The organism is Sphingomonas sp. DC4900 (assembly GCF_049896485.1).
GTDB classification, from domain to species: domain Bacteria; phylum Pseudomonadota; class Alphaproteobacteria; order Sphingomonadales; family Sphingomonadaceae; genus Sphingomonas; species Sphingomonas aquatilis.
This window is the reverse complement of sequence record NZ_JAFCUK010000003.1, coordinates 398,920-417,963: the sequence shown is the minus strand read 5'-3', so window position 1 is coordinate 417,963 and position 19,044 is coordinate 398,920. Positions and strand designations below refer to the sequence as shown.

The 19,044-nt window shown below is 65.8% G+C and carries 13 protein-coding genes; 9 read left to right on the top strand and 4 right to left on the bottom strand.

Features of this window, described 5'->3' with window-relative positions:
- Nucleotides 1-351: SDR family oxidoreductase (locus ACP690_RS06460; protein ID WP_426260306.1), on the top strand; the 351-nt coding region annotated here is incomplete at its 5' end.
- 18 nt (nt 352-369) lie between these two features.
- On the opposite strand, the gene ACP690_RS06455 is transcribed toward ACP690_RS06460, so the two are convergent.
- Entirely contained in the window at nt 370-2,442 is a 2,073-nt protein-coding gene (locus tag ACP690_RS06455) for a TonB-dependent siderophore receptor (protein WP_426260307.1), read from the bottom strand.
- A gap of 188 nt (nt 2,443-2,630) precedes the next feature.
- Between ACP690_RS06455 and ACP690_RS06450 the strand changes: the two genes are divergently transcribed.
- From ACP690_RS06450 to ACP690_RS06430, 5 genes are all read left to right on the top strand, one after another.
- The gene (locus ACP690_RS06450) at nt 2,631-5,108 is read left to right on the top strand and encodes a glycoside hydrolase family 3 N-terminal domain-containing protein (RefSeq protein ID WP_426260308.1); all 2,478 of its coding nucleotides are present in this window, start codon (nt 2,631-2,633) and stop codon (nt 5,106-5,108) included.
- A 107-nt stretch (nt 5,109-5,215) separates the two neighbouring features.
- On the top strand, nt 5,216-6,082 hold the full coding sequence (locus tag ACP690_RS06445; RefSeq protein ID WP_426260309.1) for a cytochrome ubiquinol oxidase subunit II: 867 nt from the start codon (nt 5,216-5,218) through the stop codon (nt 6,080-6,082).
- On the top strand, nt 6,079-8,178 hold the full coding sequence (locus ACP690_RS06440; protein WP_426260310.1) for a cbb3-type cytochrome c oxidase subunit I: 2,100 nt from the start codon (nt 6,079-6,081) through the stop codon (nt 8,176-8,178). Before ACP690_RS06445 ends, ACP690_RS06440 begins: the two co-directional genes overlap by 4 nt.
- Nucleotides 8,175-8,801: a cytochrome c oxidase subunit 3 gene (locus ACP690_RS06435; protein ID WP_426260311.1), complete on the top strand. Its 627-nt coding sequence runs from the start codon at nt 8,175-8,177 to the stop codon at nt 8,799-8,801. Before ACP690_RS06440 ends, ACP690_RS06435 begins: the two co-directional genes overlap by 4 nt.
- Nucleotides 8,798-9,112, top strand: a complete 315-nt coding sequence (locus tag ACP690_RS06430; RefSeq protein WP_426260312.1) for a cytochrome o ubiquinol oxidase subunit IV — start codon at nt 8,798-8,800, stop codon at nt 9,110-9,112. The genes ACP690_RS06435 and ACP690_RS06430 overlap by 4 nt, the downstream gene beginning before the upstream one ends.
- 183 nt (nt 9,113-9,295) lie before the next feature.
- Here the strand turns inward: ACP690_RS06430 and rpoD are convergent, their stop codons facing one another.
- The 3 genes from rpoD to ACP690_RS06415 all read right to left on the bottom strand — a co-directional run bounded on the left by rpoD (nt 9,296) and on the right by ACP690_RS06415 (nt 14,018).
- A complete protein-coding gene (gene rpoD, locus ACP690_RS06425; RefSeq protein ID WP_426260313.1) occupies nt 9,296-11,332 on the bottom strand; it encodes an RNA polymerase sigma factor RpoD in 2,037 nt (678 codons plus the stop codon).
- Entirely contained in the window at nt 11,332-13,212 is a 1,881-nt protein-coding gene (gene dnaG / locus ACP690_RS06420; protein WP_426260314.1) for a DNA primase, read from the bottom strand. The genes rpoD and dnaG overlap by 1 nt, the downstream gene beginning before the upstream one ends.
- Nucleotides 13,213-13,565: 353 nt before the next feature.
- Nucleotides 13,566-14,018, bottom strand: coding sequence for a GatB/YqeY domain-containing protein (locus tag ACP690_RS06415; RefSeq protein WP_426256307.1), 453 nt, complete (start codon nt 14,016-14,018; stop codon nt 13,566-13,568).
- A gap of 142 nt (nt 14,019-14,160) precedes the next feature.
- On the opposite strand from ACP690_RS06415, the gene carA reads away from it, so the two are divergent.
- The 3 genes from carA to carB are packed head-to-tail and all read left to right on the top strand — an operon-like array spanning nt 14,161 to nt 19,021.
- Nucleotides 14,161-15,345 carry a glutamine-hydrolyzing carbamoyl-phosphate synthase small subunit gene (gene carA / locus ACP690_RS06410; protein WP_426260315.1) on the top strand — a complete coding sequence of 395 codons (1,185 nt, stop codon included), beginning with the start codon at nt 14,161-14,163 and terminating at the stop codon, nt 15,343-15,345.
- Nucleotides 15,342-15,698 (top strand): hypothetical protein, encoded by a 357-nt coding sequence (locus ACP690_RS06405; protein WP_426256309.1) that lies wholly within the window; start codon nt 15,342-15,344, stop codon nt 15,696-15,698. Before carA ends, ACP690_RS06405 begins: the two co-directional genes overlap by 4 nt.
- Nucleotides 15,698-19,021 (top strand): carbamoyl-phosphate synthase large subunit, encoded by a 3,324-nt coding sequence (carB, locus tag ACP690_RS06400; RefSeq protein ID WP_426260316.1) that lies wholly within the window; start codon nt 15,698-15,700, stop codon nt 19,019-19,021. Before ACP690_RS06405 ends, carB begins: the two co-directional genes overlap by 1 nt.
- Nucleotides 19,022-19,044 lie beyond the last annotated feature (23 nt).

Genomic DNA, 19,044 nt, shown 5'->3' with positions numbered 1-19,044 from the left:
GGGCGGATCATCAACATCGCCTCGATGCTGACCTTCCAGGGCGGCATCCGCGTGCCGAGCTATACCGCGTCGAAGTCGGGGATCGGCGGCCTCACCAAGCTGCTCGCCAACGAATGGGCAAAGCATGGGCTGAGCGTGAACGCGATCGCGCCGGGTTACATCGCGACCAACAACACCGCCGCGCTGCAAGCCGACGAAGCGCGCAATGCCGCGATCCTCGATCGCATCCCGGCGGGACGCTGGGGCGATGCCGCGGACCTCGGCGGCGCGGCGGTGTTCCTCGCCTCCGACGCTGCGGCCTATGTCCAGGGCCATATCCTCGCCGTCGATGGCGGGTGGCTGGCGCGCTAGGTCGCGCCAGCCGTATCGTCAGATGCCGTAGCGCAGCGACAGCATCACGTTGCGCGGTGCGTTGGTGAAACAATCGCCGCGGACCAGGCATGATGCATAGCCCCGCCGGTCGAACAGGTTGGTTGCGTTGAGCGACAGCCGCCACCGTTCGCGCGTGATCTCGGCGAGGGCATCGACCATCGCGCGGGCCGGCGTGACGATCGACCAATTGGCGTCGCTCGTCACCTGCCGGCCGGCATAGCGCACGCCCGCGCCCAGCCGCAGCGTGCCGAGCGCTGCGTCGAAGCTCTTCGTCGTCCAGGCCGACGCGATGGTGCGCGGGAAATATCCTGCCGCTTCCTCGTCGCCGGTGATCGTGTTGTGGCCATAGGCGAGCGACAGGTCGAACCGGCCGGGCAGGCTGTGCGTCGCTTCCACCTCGAACCCCTTCGTCAACAGTTCGCCGGTCTGCGTGATGCGCATGCCGGGGCCGGTGATCGGGCGGCCGTTTTCCTTGATGCGGAAGGCGGTGGCGGTGACCATCGTGTTCGGGCCCGGCTGCCACTTGGCACCCGCTTCGAATTGCGTGCCGGTCTGCGGGCGGAACGGCCTGCCATCGCTGGTGGTCCCGGCGATCGGCTGGAAGCTTTCGGTATAGCTGAAGAAGGGCGAGATGTTCGCCGCGACCTCGCCGATGATGCCGGCGCGGAAGGTGGTGGCGCTGTCCGACGTGCGGGTTGCGCCGCTGTGGCCGATCACATGATCGCGGCGGACGCCGAGGACGAGCGACACGCGATCGTAGAAGCGCAACTGATCCTGCGCGTACAGGCCCAGCTGAGACTGAGTCGTGCGCGAATAGGGGTCGGTGGCGACCGGCGTCGCGAGCGTGGCATAGTCGATATTGTACAGGTCGATCGTCTGGTAATCATAGGCGGACGTGATGCCGACCTTGTTCCAGCTGTAATCGACCCCCGCGAGCAATGTGTGCTCGATATGCGCGCCGGTGTTGAAGCGGGCCTGCACGTTATTGTCCGTCGACAAGACGTTCAGCCGCCCGAGCTGGGATCCCGCGTAAACGCCGATCAGACGGCCGTCGCTGCCCGGCACGTACGGATCCGTCGGGTTCGAATAACTGTCGGGATAATGGGTGTTATAGGTGAGGTGGCTGTCGATGTAGCGGGCCTTCAGACTCAGCTTCACCGCATCGCTGAACCGGTGGGTCAGCAGCCCCGACCCCTGCCACATGCGTCCGTCATACCGATCCCAGCCGGGCTTGCCGACGAAGAGATAGGGATCGAGCGGCGGCCGCCCGCGATTGTCGCGCACCGTGCCGACGATCGGCAGGAAGTTGAGCGTCGATCCGGTCTTGTCCTGCTGGTAGAGGCCGAGCAGCGTCACATCGGTGCGCGCATCCGGGCGCCAGGTGACCGAAGGGGCGATCATGATCCGGTCGTCGGGAACGTGATCGACATAGGTGCCCGAATCGCGAACCCGCGCGACGATGCGCCCCGCCAGCTTGTCGCCGGCCGCAAGGTTGAGGTCGGCCAGCACCTCCTTGCGATCGAAGCTGCCATAGGTCAGCTGCACCTCGCCCGTGTTCGTGAATACCGGCGTCTTCGACACGAGATTGACGAGCCCGCCGATCGATCCCTGTCCGAACAGGACCGAGGCGGGGCCGCGCACCACCTCGACCCGCGAGAAATTGTACGGGTCCGACGCGATGTTGACGTAATAGCTGTAGATATCGCGCATGCCGTCACGAAACTGGAGCGCGCTGACGCCGCGGATCGTGAACGTGTCGACGCGCGTGTCGCGGCCGTACAGGTCGGTCAGCACGCCCGCCGCATAGCGCATCGTATCGGCAACGCTGATCGCGCCCTGCGACAGATAGGTCTCGCTCGGGATGACCGTGACCGGCTGCGGCACCTCGATCGCCGGCGTGTTGGTTTTGGTCGACGCCTGCGCTTCGGTCACGCGGCCCTCGACGAGGATATCCCCGCCCGACTGGCCATCTGCGACCTTACGCTGGGCGTCGGTAGTATCGTCGGTGGCGGCGGCGCCCGGTGTCAGTGCGACCAGCGCAGTTCCGGCGAGCAATGCGAAAGCTGACATGAAATCCCCTTTGGTAACGGCGGGGCGAATATCGCTATTGCGAATCGCATGCAATTGTCTCGAAAGGTAGCTGGGTGCCACTGCTGGCAATGGTTTTATGATAGCGAAACCATGCGGCGTGGACCTAAGCGGTTGACGGCGCTCGCCTCTGCCCGGCAAGTCAGCCCGACAGGATCAGGAGAGGTTGAATGGCGTTTTCCCGCAGCGTGGCGATGATCGTTGCCGCCAGCGCTCTGGCGGCCGGCATGGTGACAGGAGAGGGGCTGGCGCAGCAGGCGGCTTCTGCCGGCGTCGCGCATCCCGAGCTGTGGCCGACGCTGCCGATGAAGCTGAAACGCAATCCGAAGGTCGAGGCGCGGGTCGACGCGATCCTGAAGCGGATGAGCGTGGAGGATAAGGTCGGCCAGCTGATCCAGGTCGATATTGCCTCGATCACACCCAAGGACCTCGAGACGTACAAACTCGGTTCGGTCCTGAACGGCGGCAATTCGGCGCCGAACAGCGACGAATTTGCCCCTGCCGCGGAATGGTTGAAGCTGTTCGACGCGTTCTACGACGCATCGGTGAAGCGCAGCGATGGGCGGCCGGTCGTGCCGATTATTTGGGGCACCGACGCGGTGCATGGCGACAACAATATCGTTGGCGCGACGCTGTTCCCGCACAATATCGGCCTTGGCGCGACGCGCGACCCTGCGCTGATCCGGCGTATCGGCGCCGCGACCGCGGCGGAAACCGCGGCGACCGGCATCGACTGGAGCTTCGCGCCGACGGTGGCGGTAGTGCAGGACGACCGCTGGGGTCGAACCTACGAAAGCTATTCCGAAGAGCCGGAGATCGTTCAGGCCTATGCCGGACAGATGGTCGAAGGGCTGCAGGGCGCGGTCGGTCAGGACTTCATGGCGCCCGGCCATGTCATTTCCTCGGTGAAGCATTTCCTGGGCGATGGCGGCACCGGCGGCCGCGATCAGGGCGATACGCGCGTCAGCGAACAGGTGCTGCGCGACGTGCATGCTGCGGGTTACAAAAGCGGCCTCGCCGCGGGCGCGCTGACCGTCATGCCGAGTTTTTCCAGCTGGAACGGCGTCAAGATGACCGGCAATAAAAGCCTGCTCACCGGCGTGCTGAAGCAGCGGATGGGCTTCGACGGCTTCGCGATCGGCGACTGGAACGCGCACGGCCAGGTGCCGGGGTGCAGCAACGAGGATTGTCCGGCAGCGATCAATGCGGGCCTCGACATGTTCATGTATTCCGGCCCGAAGTGGAAGGAGCTGTACGCGAACACGCTGCGCGAGGCGAAGGACGGAACGATCCCGGCCACGCGGCTGGACGATGCGGTACGGCGCATCCTGCGGGTGAAGATGCTGGCGGGCACGTTCGACGCCGGGCGGCCCTCCTCGCGGCCGATGGCGGGCAAGTTCGACCTGCTGGGTTCACCCGAGCATCGCGCGATCGCGCGTCAGGCGGTGCGTGAATCGCTCGTGCTGCTCAAGAACAACGGCGGCGTGCTGCCGCTGAAGCCCAGTGCCAATGTCCTTGTCGCCGGGCGCGGCGCGGACAATATCGGCCAGCAGTCGGGCGGCTGGTCGATCACCTGGCAGGGCACGGGCGTCACCAATGCCGCCTTCCCGAACGGCCAGTCGATCTGGAGCGGGATCGATCAGGCGGTGCGGGCGGGCGGCGGCAAGGCGACGCTGGCGGTCGATGGCGCGTATACAACCAAGCCCGATGCTGCGATCGTCGTGTTCGGCGAAACGCCTTATGCTGAGTTTACGGGCGATCGCCCGACGCTGGAATACAGCCCCGAAGACAAGAGCGACCTTGCGCTGCTGAAGAGGCTGAAGGCGGCGGGCATTCCGGTCGTCGCGGTGTTCCTGTCGGGGCGGCCGCTGTGGGTGAACCCGGAGTTGAACGCGGCCGATGCCTTCGTCGCGGCCTTCCTGCCCGGCACCGAGGGCGGCGGCGTCGCCGACGTGCTGATTGCAGGGCGCGACGGCAAGCCGCGCAACGACTTCCATGGCACGCTCAGCTTCTCTTGGCCCAAGCGGCTCGACCAATATGTGCTCAACCGGCGCGATCCCAATTACGATCCGCTGTTCCCGTTCGGCTATGGCCTGACCTATGCGAAGGGCGCCACGGTGCCGCAATTGAGCGAGGCAAGACCCGCGGGCGGTGCGGCCGATCAGAATGCCTTGTTCGTGCGCGGGCGCATCGTGCCGGGCGCGCGGCTGGAGACGCAGGGACCGGTGCAGCTCAGCCGGGTCGATCGCACGTCTCAGGAGGATAGTCTGCGTCTCACCTTCGCCGGCACTGGTGCGGCCAGCACCTATCTGGACGAGGCGACGCCGATCGACCTGACGCGCGAGACGAACGGCGATCTCAGCCTGATCGTCGACTATCGCGTGACGCAGGCGCCCTCCGCGGAGGTAACGCTGGGGGTGCTGGGCAAGGCGGCCGGCACCGTGCCGATCACCGGTGCCCTGAAAGGCGAAGTCGGCGAATGGCGGCAGATCGCCGTGCCGCTGCGCTGCTTTGCGCAGGGTGGGGCGACGATGGGGGCGGTGCAGCGCCCCTGGGTGATCGCGACCACCGGGCGGCTCGGCATGGATGTCTCGGGCATCCGCATCGCCAGCGCGCCGCCGGGGCCGGTGAGCTGCGGCACGCGCTGAACCAAGTCAGCCGGTCCTCGCGTTGATCGCGCGGGAACCGGCTTGTCGGGCATTCGTCTGACGACATGGGATGCCGGCGATGGGGACCGGATCGAGAAGGGGGTGACGTGCGCACAAAGGGTCTCGTGCGGCTGGTGGTCGGCGGTGCGCTGGTGCTGGCGTCGAGTGGCTGTGCCGCGCTGTCGCACGGGTTCGTCAACGCCGCCGGCCCGGTCGCGGCGGATCAGCGGCATCTGTTCGTCGTGCTCGCCTGTGTGCTCGTCTTCGTCGCCGGGCCGGTGCTGCTGCTCGTACCGCTGTTCGCCTGGCACTACCGGCTGTCGAACACCCGCCATGCCTATCGCCCGAACTGGTCCTTCTCCTGGCCGGTCGAGGCGCTGATCTGGATCCCGCCGACGGCGATCGTCATCGGTCTGGCGGTGCTGCTGTGGCACCATACGATCCGCGACGACCCCTATCGGCCGCTCCCCGGTGGGTCACCGGTCGAGGTGCAGGCGATCGCACTCGATTGGAAATGGGTGTTTATCTATCCGGGGCAGGGCGTCGCTTCGGTCGATCGCCTGACCATTCCCGTCGGGCGTCCGGTGCGTATCCGGCTGACCAGCGGTACGGTGATGCAATCGCTGATGATCCCCCAGCTCGCCGGGCAGGTCTATGCAATGGCCGGTATGACGACGCAGCTTCACATCATGGCATCGCGCCCCGGCACCTTTCGCGGCGCCAACACGCAATACAATGGCGATGGCTTTGCACATCAGCGCTTCGACGTGGTGGCGCTTCCGGTCGGCGCGTACGATCGTTGGTTGACGCAGGCGCGGGCAGCCGACCGCCCGCTCGATGCGGCGACGTGGCGGCGGCTTTCGGCGCGTTCGGTCATCGCGCGACCGGTCGTCTTTTCCCGTGTGACGCCGAAGCTCTTCGACCGGGTCGTCGCCCAGGCGGGCGATCACGGCCATAGGAAGGATCATCGATGACCGCCGCGTCCCCCGTCTTCCCGGCGCTGCTGGGGCGGTTCGCCTGGACCGATCTGCCGTTCGTACGGGCATGGCGGGATCCAAATGCGAGCGAGATCGTCGGTGCCGCGGCCGGCGGGCTGGTCGTGATCGGCGCCGTTGCGGTCGTGGTGTTGCTGACCCGCTATCGGCTGTGGGGCCGGCTGTGGACGGAGTGGCTGACCAGCCTCGACCACAAGAAGATCGGCATCATGTACATCGTCACGGCCTTCGTGATGCTCGCCCGCGCGCTGGTCGAGGCGGTGCTGATGCGCGTGCAGCAGGCGGTGGCGATTGGCGATCCGGGTTTCCTGTCGCCCGACCATTTTGGCCAGCTATTTTCGACGCACGGGTCGATCATGATCTTCTTCATGGCGATGCCGTTCCTCACCGGCCTGATTAATTACGTGATGCCGCTGCAGATCGGCGCGCGCGACATGGCCTTCCCATGGGCCAATTCGATCGCGCTGTGGCTGACGATCGGGGCGGCGGGGCTGATGATGGCGAGCCTCGTCGTCGGACAGTTTTCGACCGGCGGGTGGAGCGGCTATCCGCCCTACACCGAGCGCGCATTCAGCCCCGGCGTCGGCGTCGATTACTGGATCTGGGCGGTGACGCTGTCGTCGATCAGCTCGACGATGGCGGGGATCAACATCGCCTGCACACTGTACAAGCTGCGCTGTCCGGGGATGACCATGATGCGCATGCCAATGTTCTGCTGGACGTCGCTCTGCACCGCGATCCTGATGATCTTCGCGCTGCCGCCGCTGACCGTCGCGACGGGCCTGCTCGCGCTCGACCGGTATCTGGGCTTCCACATGTTCACCAACGACCTCGGCGGGAACATGATGAACTATGCCAACCTCTTCTGGCTGTTCGGCCACCCGGAGGTGTACATCCTGATCCTGCCTGCCTTCGGCGTCTATTCGGAGGTGGTGTCGACCTTCTCCGGCAAGGACCTGTACGGGTATACCTCGCTGGTCATCGCGACGATGGCGATCGCGGTGTTGAGCTTCACCGTCTGGGTCCACCACTTCTTCACCATGGGGCAATCGGCGGAGATCAACGCGATGTTCGGCATCGCGACGATGACGATCGGCGTGCCGACGGGCGTGAAGATCTACGACTGGATCTGGACGATGTTTCGGGGTGAGGTGCGGTTCAGCGTGCCGATGGTGTATGCCATCGCCTTCATGATGACGTTCGTGCTGGGCGGCCTGACCGGGATCGTGCTGGCGATGCCGCCGCTCGATTACCTCGTCCACAACACGCTGTTCCTCGTCGCGCACTTTCACAACATGCTGATCCCGGGGCTGCTGTACGGGATGCTCGCCGGTTACACCTATTGGTTCCCCAAGGCGTTCGGGTTCCGCCTCGACGAACGCTGGGGGCGGGTTGCGGTGGTGTGTTGGGTGGTGGGTTTCTACCTCGCGTTCATGCCGCTGTACGTGCTCGGCGCGAGCGGGATGGCGCGGCGGACGAGCTCGATCTTCGAACCCGATTTCCGGCCGTGGCTGTATGTCGCCTGCGTCGGCGCGTTCGTGCTGCTCGCCGCGCTCCTCTCGCTGGGGGTGCAATTGTGGGTCAGTATCCGAACCCGCGACGCGCGCCGGGTGCCGGCTGGCGATCCGTGGGACGGGCGGAGCCTGGAATGGGCGATCCCGTCGCCGCCGCCGGCATATAACTTTGCCGTGCTGCCGCCGGTCGATCGGCGGGACTGGTTCTACGATCGCAAGCACGATGTGGCAAAGCCCGATCCGTACCGGCGGCCCGCACGCTATGAGGCCATCGACATGCCGCGCAACGCCATGAGCGGTATGGCGATCGGCCTGTCCGCGGCGATGGCGGCGTTCGGGCTGGTATGGGGCATGTGGTGGCTGGCGGTGGTGGGCGTCGAGCTGATCGTCGCGGCGGTGGTGTTGCGCAGCTTCGGGCGGGGGCAGCACCGGAGTATCCCGGCGCGGCAGGTCGCGGCGGAGCATGATGCCTGGCTCGCGTTGGTTCATGCGACATCGCCGACGCCGCGGCAGACGGAAATGAGCGACGCCAACCGCGGTCGGGCGGAGATCAAGGCATGAGCGATCCCGAACTGGCGCATGTCGGCCTGCCGCTCGGCAAGAGCGAGGGGTTGGACACGGAGCGGGCGGAGACGGCGATCTTCGGATTTTGGCTGTTCCTGATGAGCGACGCCGTGCTCTTCGCGTTGCTGTTCGCGACCTATGGCACGATGGTCGCCAACACCATCGGCGGGCCGACGCCGGCGTCCGAATTCAAGCTGCTGCCGACCTTCGTTGAAACGCTGTTGCTGCTGACCAGCAGCGCGACCTTCGGCCGGGCGAGTGTCGCCATGACCTGGCGCGAGCCGCGGCGCGTGCTGATCGGCTGGCTGGTCGCGACATTGGGGCTGGGGCTGAGCTTCCTGGCGCTGGAGGCGAACGACTTTGCGACAATGTTCGCTCATGGCGCCGTTCCGACCCGGAGCGGCTTCCTGTCGTCCTTCTTCGCCCTCGTCGGACTGCATGGGTTGCATGTCGCGCTGGGCAGCTTCTGGCTGGTGGTGATGATCGGGCAGATATTGGCTTACGGTTGCGATGCCAGGGTGCGGGTCAATCTGCTGCGGCTGGGGCTGTTCTGGCACCTGATCGACATCGTCTGGATCGCGATCTTCAGCCTCGTCTATCTGCCGGGGGCGATCCGATGAGCGATCCGGCCAAGGGGCGGGCGGCGGCGCTACGGACCTATGCGATCGGCTATGCGGGGTCGCTGGCGCTGACCGTCGCCGCATTCGTTGCGGTGCGCTGGCCGAGCTTTGTCAGCCGGACGACGTTCGGGATCGTGCTGGCGCTGGGGTTCGTGCAGATGGTGGTGCAGTTCCGCTGCTTCCTCCACATCGGGCTGAAGCGGTCGTCGCGGCACGACCTGCAGCTGATCCTGTTCACCGCGCTGATCATCGCGCTGATGGCGAGCGGGACGCTGGTGATCCTGTTCAACCTGAGGGGGCGGATGGGGTAGGGGCCGCCCCGCGCCCCGACCAACATACTCCCGTTCGTACTGAGCCTGTCGAAGTACGAGGTTCCATAAGCGGGTACGGTGCTTGTGGAGACCCGCCCTTCGACAGGCTCAGGGCGAACGGGGGAAGGGTTACCCGCCTCCTCAATAGCGCGGAGGTAGGGTTTATCTCCTACCTCACTATCCTTACTGATCCAGGAACGAGCGCATCTTGCGGCTGCGGCTGGGGTGCTTGAGCTTGCGCAGCGCCTTGGCTTCGATCTGGCGGATACGTTCGCGCGTCACCGAGAACTGCTGGCCGACCTCTTCCAGCGTGTGGTCGGTGTTCATGCCGATGCCGAAGCGCATGCGCAGCACGCGTTCTTCGCGCGGAGTGAGCGAGGCGAGGACGCGGGTGACCGTTTCCTTGAGGTTCGCCTGGATCGCGGCATCGACCGGGATGACGGCGTTCTTGTCCTCGATGAAGTCGCCCAGGTGGCTGTCTTCCTCGTCGCCGATCGGCGTTTCGAGGGAGATCGGCTCCTTGGCGATCTTCATCACCTTGCGCACCTTTTCGAGCGGCATGCTCAGGCGCTCCGCCATTTCCTCGGGCGTGGGCTCGCGGCCCTGCTCGTGGAGGAACTGGCGGCTGGTGCGGACCAGCTTGTTGATCGTCTCGATCATATGGACCGGGATGCGGATCGTGCGCGCCTGATCGGCGATCGAACGCGTGATCGCCTGGCGGATCCACCAGGTCGCATAGGTCGAGAATTTGTAACCGCGGCGATATTCGAACTTATCGACCGCCTTCATCAGGCCGATGTTGCCCTCCTGGATGAGGTCCAGGAACTGAAGGCCACGGTTCGTATACTTTTTGGCGATCGAGATCACGAGGCGCAGGTTCGCCTCGACCATCTCCTTCTTGGCGATGCGCGCCTCGCGCTCCGCCTTCTGCACCATGTTGACGATACGGCGGAATTCGCCGAGCGCCATGCCGGTCTGCTGCGAAATCTCGCTGATCTCACCGCGGATGCGATCGACCGCGGCTTCCTCGTTGGCGGCGAAATTGCCCCACTTCTTGTCGAGCTTCGCGACCGATTGCAGCCACGTGTCGTCGGTCTCGTGGCCGACATAGCGGTCGAGGAAGTCCTTGCGGCTGACCTTGTGGCGTTCGGCGAGGCGCAGCATCTGGCCGCCCAGCGCGGTGAGGCGCCGGTTGAAGGCATAGAGCTGGTCGACGAGATATTCGATCTTGGCGTTGTGGAACTGGACGCTCTCGACCTCGGCGGTCAGCTCTTCGCGCAGCTTCTGATACTTGCGCTCGTCCGCTGCCGACAGTTCGCCACCCGCCTGCATCGCATCGAGGCGCGCCTGCTGGATCTTGCTGAACTTCTTGTACAGCGCAGTGATGTTGGCGAACCGCTCGAGCGCCTGCGGCTTGAGCGTCTCTTCCATCTGCGCGAGGCTGAGGGTGTTGTCCTCCTCCTCGTCGTCGCTGGGACGCGGCGGGCGCGGGCTGCCGTCCTCGTCCTCGTCGTCCGCGGACGATTCCTCGGGCTCGGCCTCTTCCTTGAAGCTGGCGCCGGCGGTCTTTTCGCTGATCTCGCCGGTGTCGTCGTCCTCGGCGCCCTCGACCTGCTCGGCCGACGGACCCTTCGACAGCATCGCGTCGAGATCGAGGATCTCGCGCAGCTGCATCGTGCCTTCGTTGAGCTGCGTCGACCAGTCGATGATGGCGTTGAAGGTGATCGGCGATTCGCACAGGCCCAGGATCATCGTGTCCCGACCGGCCTCGATCCGCTTGGCGATGGCGATTTCGCCTTCGCGGCTGAGCAGTTCGACCGCGCCCATTTCGCGCAGGTACATGCGGACCGGATCGTCGGTCCGGTCGACGGTTTCCTTCTTCTTGGTTTCGAGCGCAGGCGCGGCGGTGCCATCGCCGTCGACCTCGGTGACCTCGGCCTCGTCCTCTTCGGACGCTTCCTTCTCGTCACCGTCCTCGCCGGCTTCCTCATTCTCGACGATATTGACGCCCATCTCGTTGAGGGCGGCCATGATATCTTCGAGCTGGTCGGAGGACATCTGGTCCTGCGGCAGCGCCTCGTTCAGCTGGTCGTAGGTGATGTACCCGCGCTTCTTGGCGCGCGCGATCAGCTTTTTGATGTCGGCATCGTTCAGGTCGATCAGCGGTGCATCGGCCCCATCGCTACCGTCGTCACCACCGTTACCGTTAAGCTTCGCCATCAATTGTCCTCGGAACCAAACGCTCGGGCGTCTTCGTTCGCTTGCACGAGATTTGCAAGTCGAAGCTCCAACGCCTGTTTCTCTTTCACCAATGCCACTTGTCGTTCGAACGCCGCATCGGTGAAATGCGCCTGCATCGAGACGGTCGCCTCGTGCAGGGCCAGGTCGACTTCGGGGCGGGCCACCAGAATGGCGATCGCCTCGTCAAGATCGGCCCGGGCGCGGCTGACGTCGCCGCCGCTTTGCGTGAACGAATAGGGCATCGTGTCGGCCCTCAACAGATCGCTGGCGATCGTATCGAACCCACTCCGCGCCAATATGGTGCGCAGACGCGCGCTATCAAGCGCCTGATCCTCGAGCGCGACATCGACGACCGCTTCGAACAAGCGGCCGAGCGCGCCGTCGACCAGCTTGAGGCTGCCGAGCACCTCCATATGCCGGGCGATCTCCACCGGATGGCGGATCAGGCCGGCGAGTACCGCCTTGGCGAGCACGCGATCGATGCCGGCGGCGTGGAACGCCTTCACATCCTCGGTCGGCGGGGCGATCGGCTGTTTCCACTGGCCGTCCGCACCACGCTTGCCCTGGGGGCGCGGCGCGTTGGGGGTGAAGGCGCGGCGTTTGGGCGCGAAATGTTCGTAGAAGCGATTGCGGAAGTCGCTTTCATATTCCTTGCGCACCGACACGTCGGCGATCGTCGCGGCGAGATCGGCGAGCCGTTGCTTCAGGCCGGCGCGCTGTTCGGGCGTGTCGAGCGGGCCGGCGGCGACCTCGCTCTGCCACAGGCGGTCGACCAGCGGCTGGGGCTGGCCGAGCAATGCCTCCATCGCGGCGGCGCCGCCAGCCTTTACCAGATCGTCGGGGTCCTGCCCCTGGGGCAGGGTGACGAAGGACAGGCTGCGGCCGGGCGCGAGCATGGGGAGGGCGCGGTTCGCGGCCCGCAACGCCGCCTTCTGCCCGGCGCTGTCGCCGTCGAAGCAGAGGATCGGCACGTCGACCATGCGCCACAGCCGTTCGAGCTGCGCTTCGGTCAGCGCGGTGCCGAGCGGGGCGACGGCTTCGTGGATGCCCGCCTGGCTGAGCGCGATGACATCCATATAGCCTTCGACCACCAGCACGCGGTTTGCCTTGCGCGCAGCGGGAGCGGCGCGGTCGAGGTTGTAGAGCGTTCGGCCCTTGTCGAAGAGCGGCGTGTCGGGCGAGTTGAGGTACTTGGGCTCGCCGTCGCCGATCACGCGGCCGCCGAACGCGATCGTCCGGCCTCGGGCGTCGCGGATCGGGATCATCAGGCGGCCGCGGAAGCGGTCGTACGGGTCCTTCCCCTCGACCTGGATCAGCAGGCCGCATTCGACGAGCGCCGGGTCGCCATAGTCCTTCAGCGCGGTCTTCAGCTTGCCGCGGCTGTCGGGGGAAAAGCCCATGCCGAAGGTCCGGGCGGTATCAGGGGTGATGCCGCGCTTGGCGAGGACGGCGCGGGCTTCGGCGCCGCCGATGCCGTTCAGCTGTTCGGTGAACCACGACGCGGCGTCGGCCATCGCGTCATGCAGGCCCTTGGCGCGTTCGGCCTTGGCAGCGGCGCGACGGTCCTGCGCGGGCATCTCCATGCCGGCGGCCTGCGCCAGTTCCTTCACCGCATCGATGAAGGGCAGGCCGCGCTGATCGGTCATCCACCGAATCGCATCGCCGTGCGCCGAGCAGCCGAAGCAGTGGTAGAAGCCCTTGTCGTCGTTGACGTAGAAGCTGGGCGTCTTTTCGTTGTGGAACGGGCAGCAGCCGCGCATCTCGCGGCCGGCCTTGGTGAGCTTGGTCGTCTTGCCGATCAGCGCCGACAGCGACGTACGGGCGCGAAGCTCGTCGAGGAACTGCGGGGACAGGCTCATGCGTGCGATTCTACTATGCCCGACGGGGGGTGTTTAGGCAATGCGCCGATGCCAGAGGCGCGCGGAAGTGGACGAAGTGGACGGTATGTAATGTCCGGAATGCGGCCCTGTGCGAGCGGGCCGCGGGAATGGCCGTTCGCGCCCGGGAGCGCGGGTCGGGTGGACGATGGCAAAGAGCGAGGTGCTCTATACACGGTTTGTTCCGTGTAGGACAGGGCGTTTCCTATGCTCGTCACCCCGGACTTGATCCGGGGTCCCGCTTTCAGTCGCAGAAGAAGAAGCGGGATCCCGGCTCAAGGCCGGGATGACGGAGGGAGGGCGGAGTGGGTGGGGCGGTTGTTGCGCGCCTTCGCTTACGACAGCGCGGCCTTCACCAGGCCGCTGGCCTTGCTCATGTCGAGGTTCGCGGCGTGGCGGGCCTTCAGTTCGGCCATGACGCGGCCCATGTCCTTCATCCCGGCCGCGCCCAGCTCCGCCTTGATCGCCTCGATCGCGGCGGTCGTTTCGGCGTCGCTCATCTGGGTGGGGAGGAAGCGTTCGATCACCGCGACCTCGGCCTTTTCGGCGTCGGCGAGTTCCTGGCGGCCGCCGCTTTCGTACATCTGGATCGATTCGCGGCGCTGCTTGACCATCTTTTGCAGCACCTCGACCACCACGGCATCGTCATCCGTCGGGGCGGTGCCGGTGCGCAGTTCGATGTCGCGGTTCTTGATCGCCGCCTGGATCAGGCCGATCGCGGCGCGCGCTTCCTTGTCGCCGGCCTTCATGGCGGAGACCTGGGCGGCCTTGATGTCGTCGCGAATCATGGAAGAAAGCCTCGAATACGGGAAAGCCGGGGACCCTAGCGGAAAGCGGCGGCCCCGTGAACCGGTTGACCTAGGCCAAGCTGGGGGGTAGCGGGCGCCACTTAGCGACATAGACGAAACCTTCAGGAGTGCCCGCCAAGCCATGGCCGAGCCTAAGCCCATTGCCATGCCCGCAAAGCCCGATGGGGCCACGGGCGTTCTGGTTCTTGCGAACGGCGAGGTGGCCTGGGGCCGCGGTTTCGGCGCGGAAGGCGCGGCGGTGGGCGAGGTGTGTTTCCACACCGCGATGACCGGCTATCAGGAGATCATGACCGACCCGTCGTTCGCGGGCCAGATCATCACCTTCACCTTCCCGCACATCGGCAACGTCGGCGCCAACCCCGACGATATCGAGGCGGATGCGCCGCATGCCTTGGGCATGATCGTGAGGCAGGACGTGACCGAACCGTCGAACTTCCGCGCGGTTGAGCGGCTGGACGGCTGGATGAAGCGGCATGCGCGCATCGGCCTGTCGGGGATCGACACGCGCGCGCTGACGCGGCGTATCCGCGCGGGCGGCGCGCCGAACGGTGTCGTCGCGCATTCGGCGAGCGGCGAATTCGACCTCGACGCGCTGCTGGAGATGGCGCGGGCGTGGCCGGGGCTGGAGGGCATGGACCTTGCCAAGACCGTGTCGACCGAGACGCATTATGCCTGGGGTGAGGCACGCGAGGGCGACGTGTGGCGGCTGGGCTTCGGCTATGGCGCGGCGGGTGAGGGCGAACGCCCGCATGTCGTCGCGATCGATTACGGCAGCAAGCACAACATCTTCCGCAATCTGGTGAAGGCCGGCGCGAAGGTGACGGTGCTGCCGGCGCAGGCGACGTTCGACGACGTGATGGCGCAGAACCCCGACGGCATCTTCCTGTCCAACGGCCCCGGCGATCCCGCCGCGACGGGCGACTATGCGGTGCCGGTGATCCGGCAGCTGCTCGATACGAGCAAGCCGCTGTTCGGCATCTGCCTCGGCCACCAGCTGCTCGGGTTGGCGGTGGGCGCGCGGACGACGAAGATGTTCCAGGGCCACCGCGGCGCCAACCATCCGGTCAAGCGCCTGTCCGACGGCGCGGTCGAGATCACCAGCATGAACCACGGCTTCGCGGTGGAACGGGAGTCGCTGCCCGCCAACGTGCGCGAGACGCATGTGTCGCTGTTCGACGGGAGCAACGCGGGGCTGGAGCTGACCGATCGGCCGGCGTTCAGCGTGCAGTATCATCCGGAGGCGAGCCCGGGGCCGCAGGACAGTTTGTATCTGTTCGAGAAGTTTGTCGGGTCGCTGGCGAAGTGAGTGGCTGGATATATGGCGTTTATCACCCGCTCGCTCCGGTCGGAGAAGGCGACACGCTGCAGGTAAAGGTCGGCAAGTCAAAGCATGACCCAAACAAAGATGCGTTGGATGGACGCGTTCGCAAGCTTGACTTGAGCGTCGTTGCGTTGGGCCTTGGCCCCGTTTCGCATGCTTTCGAGCCATTTCAGGTGTCCGACCACCACGAATTCGAAAAGCGTCTGAAAGCAGAGTTAAAGGCGTCAGGTGCTGCGGTGCCCAAAGTCGCGAAAAGGTATCTGACTGAAGTGTATCGGGTTTCGCGCGCGGAATTGACCCGACTCATCGAACGTTTGAAAAAAGAACTGGAAGCGTAATGCCAAAACGCACCGACATCTCCTCCATCCTCGTCATCGGCGCGGGGCCGATCGTTATCGGTCAGGCGTGCGAGTTCGATTATTCGGGCACGCAGGCGATCAAGGCGCTGAAGGAAGAGGGCTATCGCATCGTCCTCGTGAACAGCAATCCGGCGACGATCATGACGGACCCTGAGCTGGCCGACGCGACCTATGTCGAGCCGATCACGCCTGCGGTGGTCGCCAAGATCATCGAGAAGGAGCGGCCCGACGCCGTCCTGCCGACGATGGGCGGGCAGACCGCGCTCAACACCGCGCTGGCGCTGTTCCATGACGGCACGCTGGAGAAGTTCGGCGTCCAGATGATCGGCGCCGATGCCGAGGCGATCGACAAGGCCGAGGACCGCCAGAAGTTCAAGGTGGCGATGGACAAGATCGGGCTGGAAAGCGCCCGTTCCGCGATCGCGCATACCGTCGAGGAGGCGCTCGCCGGCCTGGAGATCACCGGGCTGCCCGCGATTATCCGCCCGAGCTTCACCATGGGCGGGTCGGGCGGCGGCATCGTCTACAACCGGTCCGAATTCGTCGACATGGTGCGCAAGGGCCTGGACGCGTCGCCGACCACCGAGGTGCTGATCGAGGAATCTTTGCTCGGCTGGAAGGAATATGAGATGGAGGTCGTGCGGGATCGCAACGACAATGCCATCATCATCTGTTCGATCGAGAACGTCGATCCGATGGGCGTCCACACGGGCGATTCCATCACCGTCGCGCCGGCACTGACGCTAACCGACAAGGAATATCAGATCATGCGCAACGCCAGCATCGCGGTGCTGCGCGAGATCGGCGTCGAGACGGGCGGGTCGAACGTCCAGTTCGCGGTGAACCCGAAGGACGGCCGCCTGGTCGTCATCGAGATGAACCCGCGCGTGTCGCGCTCCTCGGCGCTGGCGTCCAAGGCGACCGGCTTCCCGATCGCCAAGGTCGCTGCCAAGCTGGCGGTCGGCTATACGCTGGACGAGATCGACAACGACATCACCGGCGCGACGCCGGCGTCGTTCGAGCCGACGATCGACTATGTCGTCACCAAGATCCCGCGCTTTGCCTTCGAGAAGTTCAAGGGCGCCGAGCCGGTGCTGGGCACCGCGATGAAGTCGGTCGGCGAGGTGATGGCGATCGGCCGGAACATCCAGGAATCGATGCAGAAGGCGCTGCGCGGGCTGGAGACGGGCCTGTCGGGCTTCAACGCGGTCGACCATCTGGTCGGCGCGCCGCGCGCGGAGATCGAGGCGGCGCTCGCCAATCCGACGCCGGACCGGCTGCTGGTCGCGGCGCAGGCGCTGCGCGAAGGCTTCACCGTCGCCGAAGTGCATGCGATCGCCAAGTTCGATCCGTGGTTCCTGGAGCGGATCGCCGAGATCGTCGCGGCCGAAGAGGAAGTGTGCCGCAACGGCCTGCCGATCGACGCGGCGGGTATGCGCCGCCTGAAGGCGATGGGCTTCAGCGACAAGCGGCTCGCCTATCTGGCGCTGAAGTCCGCCAATCTGCGCGGCATGGAGCGGGGCATCGCGCGGGGATCGGGCCTGATCCATGAGGCGGTCGTCGCGATGACCGGCGGCGTGACCGAGGACGAGGTGCGCAGCCTGCGTCACCGGCTGGGCGTGCGCCCCGTCTTCAAGCGGATCGACACCTGCGCCGCCGAGTTCGACGCCAAGACGCCCTATATGTATTCGACCTATGAGGCGCCGTCGTTCGGCGAGCCCGAGGACGAGAGCATGCCGTCCGACCGGCGGAAAGTGGTGATCCTGGGCGGTGGCCCGAACCGGATCGGCCAGGGGATCGAGTTCGACTATTGCTGCTGCCACGCCTGCTTCGCGCTGGCGGACGCGGGCTATGAGACGATCATGGTCAACTGCAACCCGGAGACGGTGAGCACCGACTATGACACGTCCGACCGCTTGTATTTCGAGCCGCTGACGGCAGAGGATGTGCTGGAAATCCTGCACGTCGAACAGTCGAAGGGCGAGCTGGCCGGCGTGATCGTGCAGTTCGGCGGGCAGACGCCGCTGAACCTCGCCCGCGCGCTGGAGAAGGCGGGGATTCCGATCCTGGGCACCAGCCCTGACGCGATCGACCTGGCCGAGGATCGCGAGCGGTTCGCGGCGCTGGTCAGCAAGCTGCGCCTGAAGCAGCCGGCGAACGGCCTGGCGCGCAGCCGGGACGAGGCGGTCGCGGCGGCGGAGCGGATCGGCTATCCGGTGCTGATGCGCCCCAGCTACGTGCTGGGCGGGCGGGCGATGGAGATCGTCGACAGCCTGCAGCAGCTGGACGATTACATTCAGACCGCGGTGCAGGTGTCGGGCGACAGCCCGGTGCTGATCGACCAATATCTGCGCGATGCGATCGAGGTCGACGTCGATGCGGTGTGCGACGGCGACGAGGTGGTCGTTGCAGGCCTGTTGCAGCATATCGAGGAAGCCGGCGTCCATTCGGGCGACAGCGCGTGTTCGATCCCGCCCTATTCGCTTGGCGCCGAGACGATTGCCGAAATCGAGCGGCAGACGGTGGCGCTGGCGCATGCCTTGGGCGTCAAGGGCCTGATGAACATCCAGTTCGCGGTGAAGGATGGCGAGGTCTACCTGATCGAGGTAAATCCGCGCGCCAGCCGCACCGTGCCCTTCGTCGCCAAGGCGATCGGCGCGCCCATCGCCAAGATCGCCAGCCGCGTGATGGCGGGCGAAAAGCTCGCCGACATGCCGCCGATCGATCGCCACATCGATTATTATGCGGTTAAGGAAGCCGTCTTCCCGTTCAACCGCTTCCCCGGCATCGACCCTGTCCTGTCGCCGGAAATGAAGAGCACGGGCGAAGTGATGGGCATCGACCCCGACTTCACCACCGCCTTCATGAAGTCGCAGCTGGGCGCGGGCACCGTGCTGCCGACCGGCGGCACCGCCTTCGTCAGCGTGAAGGACGGCGACAAGCCGCATATCGTGCCGGCGGTGAAATCGCTGCTGGCGCGCGGGTTCAAGGTGCTGGCGACCGGCGGGACGGCCGATTACCTCGAGACCGCGGGGCTGGCGGTCGAGAAGGTCAACAAGGTCGCGCAGGGGCGGCCGCACATCCTTGACCGGATCATGGACGGCGAGGTGACGCTGATCTTCAACACCACCGAAGGCTGGCAGAGCCTGAAGGATTCCAAGCCGATCCGGCAGGCGGCGCTGGCGCAGAAGATCCCATATTTCACCACGGCCCCCGCCAGCGTGCAGGCCGCCGCGGCAATCGGCGTCGCCTCCCTTGAAGTCCGCCCCCTGCAATCCTACTATTCGCAGTCGCACAACTGATCCCGACATAATGACGTGATGTG

Bases quoted from the DNA above. Each gene is read 5' to 3' on its own strand.
- ACP690_RS06430 (WP_426260312.1), top strand. From the start codon at position 8,798: ATGAGCGATCCGGCCAAGGGGCGGGCGGCGGCGCTACGGACCTATGCG.
- ACP690_RS06455 (WP_426260307.1), bottom strand. From the start codon at position 2,442: ATGTCAGCTTTCGCATTGCTCGCCGGAACTGCGCTGGTCGCACTGACA.
- rpoD (WP_426260313.1), bottom strand. From the start codon at position 11,332: ATGGCGAAGCTTAACGGTAACGGTGGTGACGACGGTAGCGATGGGGCC.
- ACP690_RS06440 (WP_426260310.1), top strand. From the start codon at position 6,079: ATGACCGCCGCGTCCCCCGTCTTCCCGGCGCTGCTGGGGCGGTTCGCC.
- dnaG (WP_426260314.1), bottom strand. From the start codon at position 13,212: ATGAGCCTGTCCCCGCAGTTCCTCGACGAGCTTCGCGCCCGTACGTCG.
- carA (WP_426260315.1), top strand. From the start codon at position 14,161: ATGGCCGAGCCTAAGCCCATTGCCATGCCCGCAAAGCCCGATGGGGCC.
- ACP690_RS06415 (WP_426256307.1), bottom strand. From the start codon at position 14,018: ATGATTCGCGACGACATCAAGGCCGCCCAGGTCTCCGCCATGAAGGCC.
- carB (WP_426260316.1), top strand. From the start codon at position 15,698: ATGCCAAAACGCACCGACATCTCCTCCATCCTCGTCATCGGCGCGGGG.
- ACP690_RS06435 (WP_426260311.1), top strand. From the start codon at position 8,175: ATGAGCGATCCCGAACTGGCGCATGTCGGCCTGCCGCTCGGCAAGAGC.
- ACP690_RS06450 (WP_426260308.1), top strand. From the start codon at position 2,631: ATGGCGTTTTCCCGCAGCGTGGCGATGATCGTTGCCGCCAGCGCTCTG.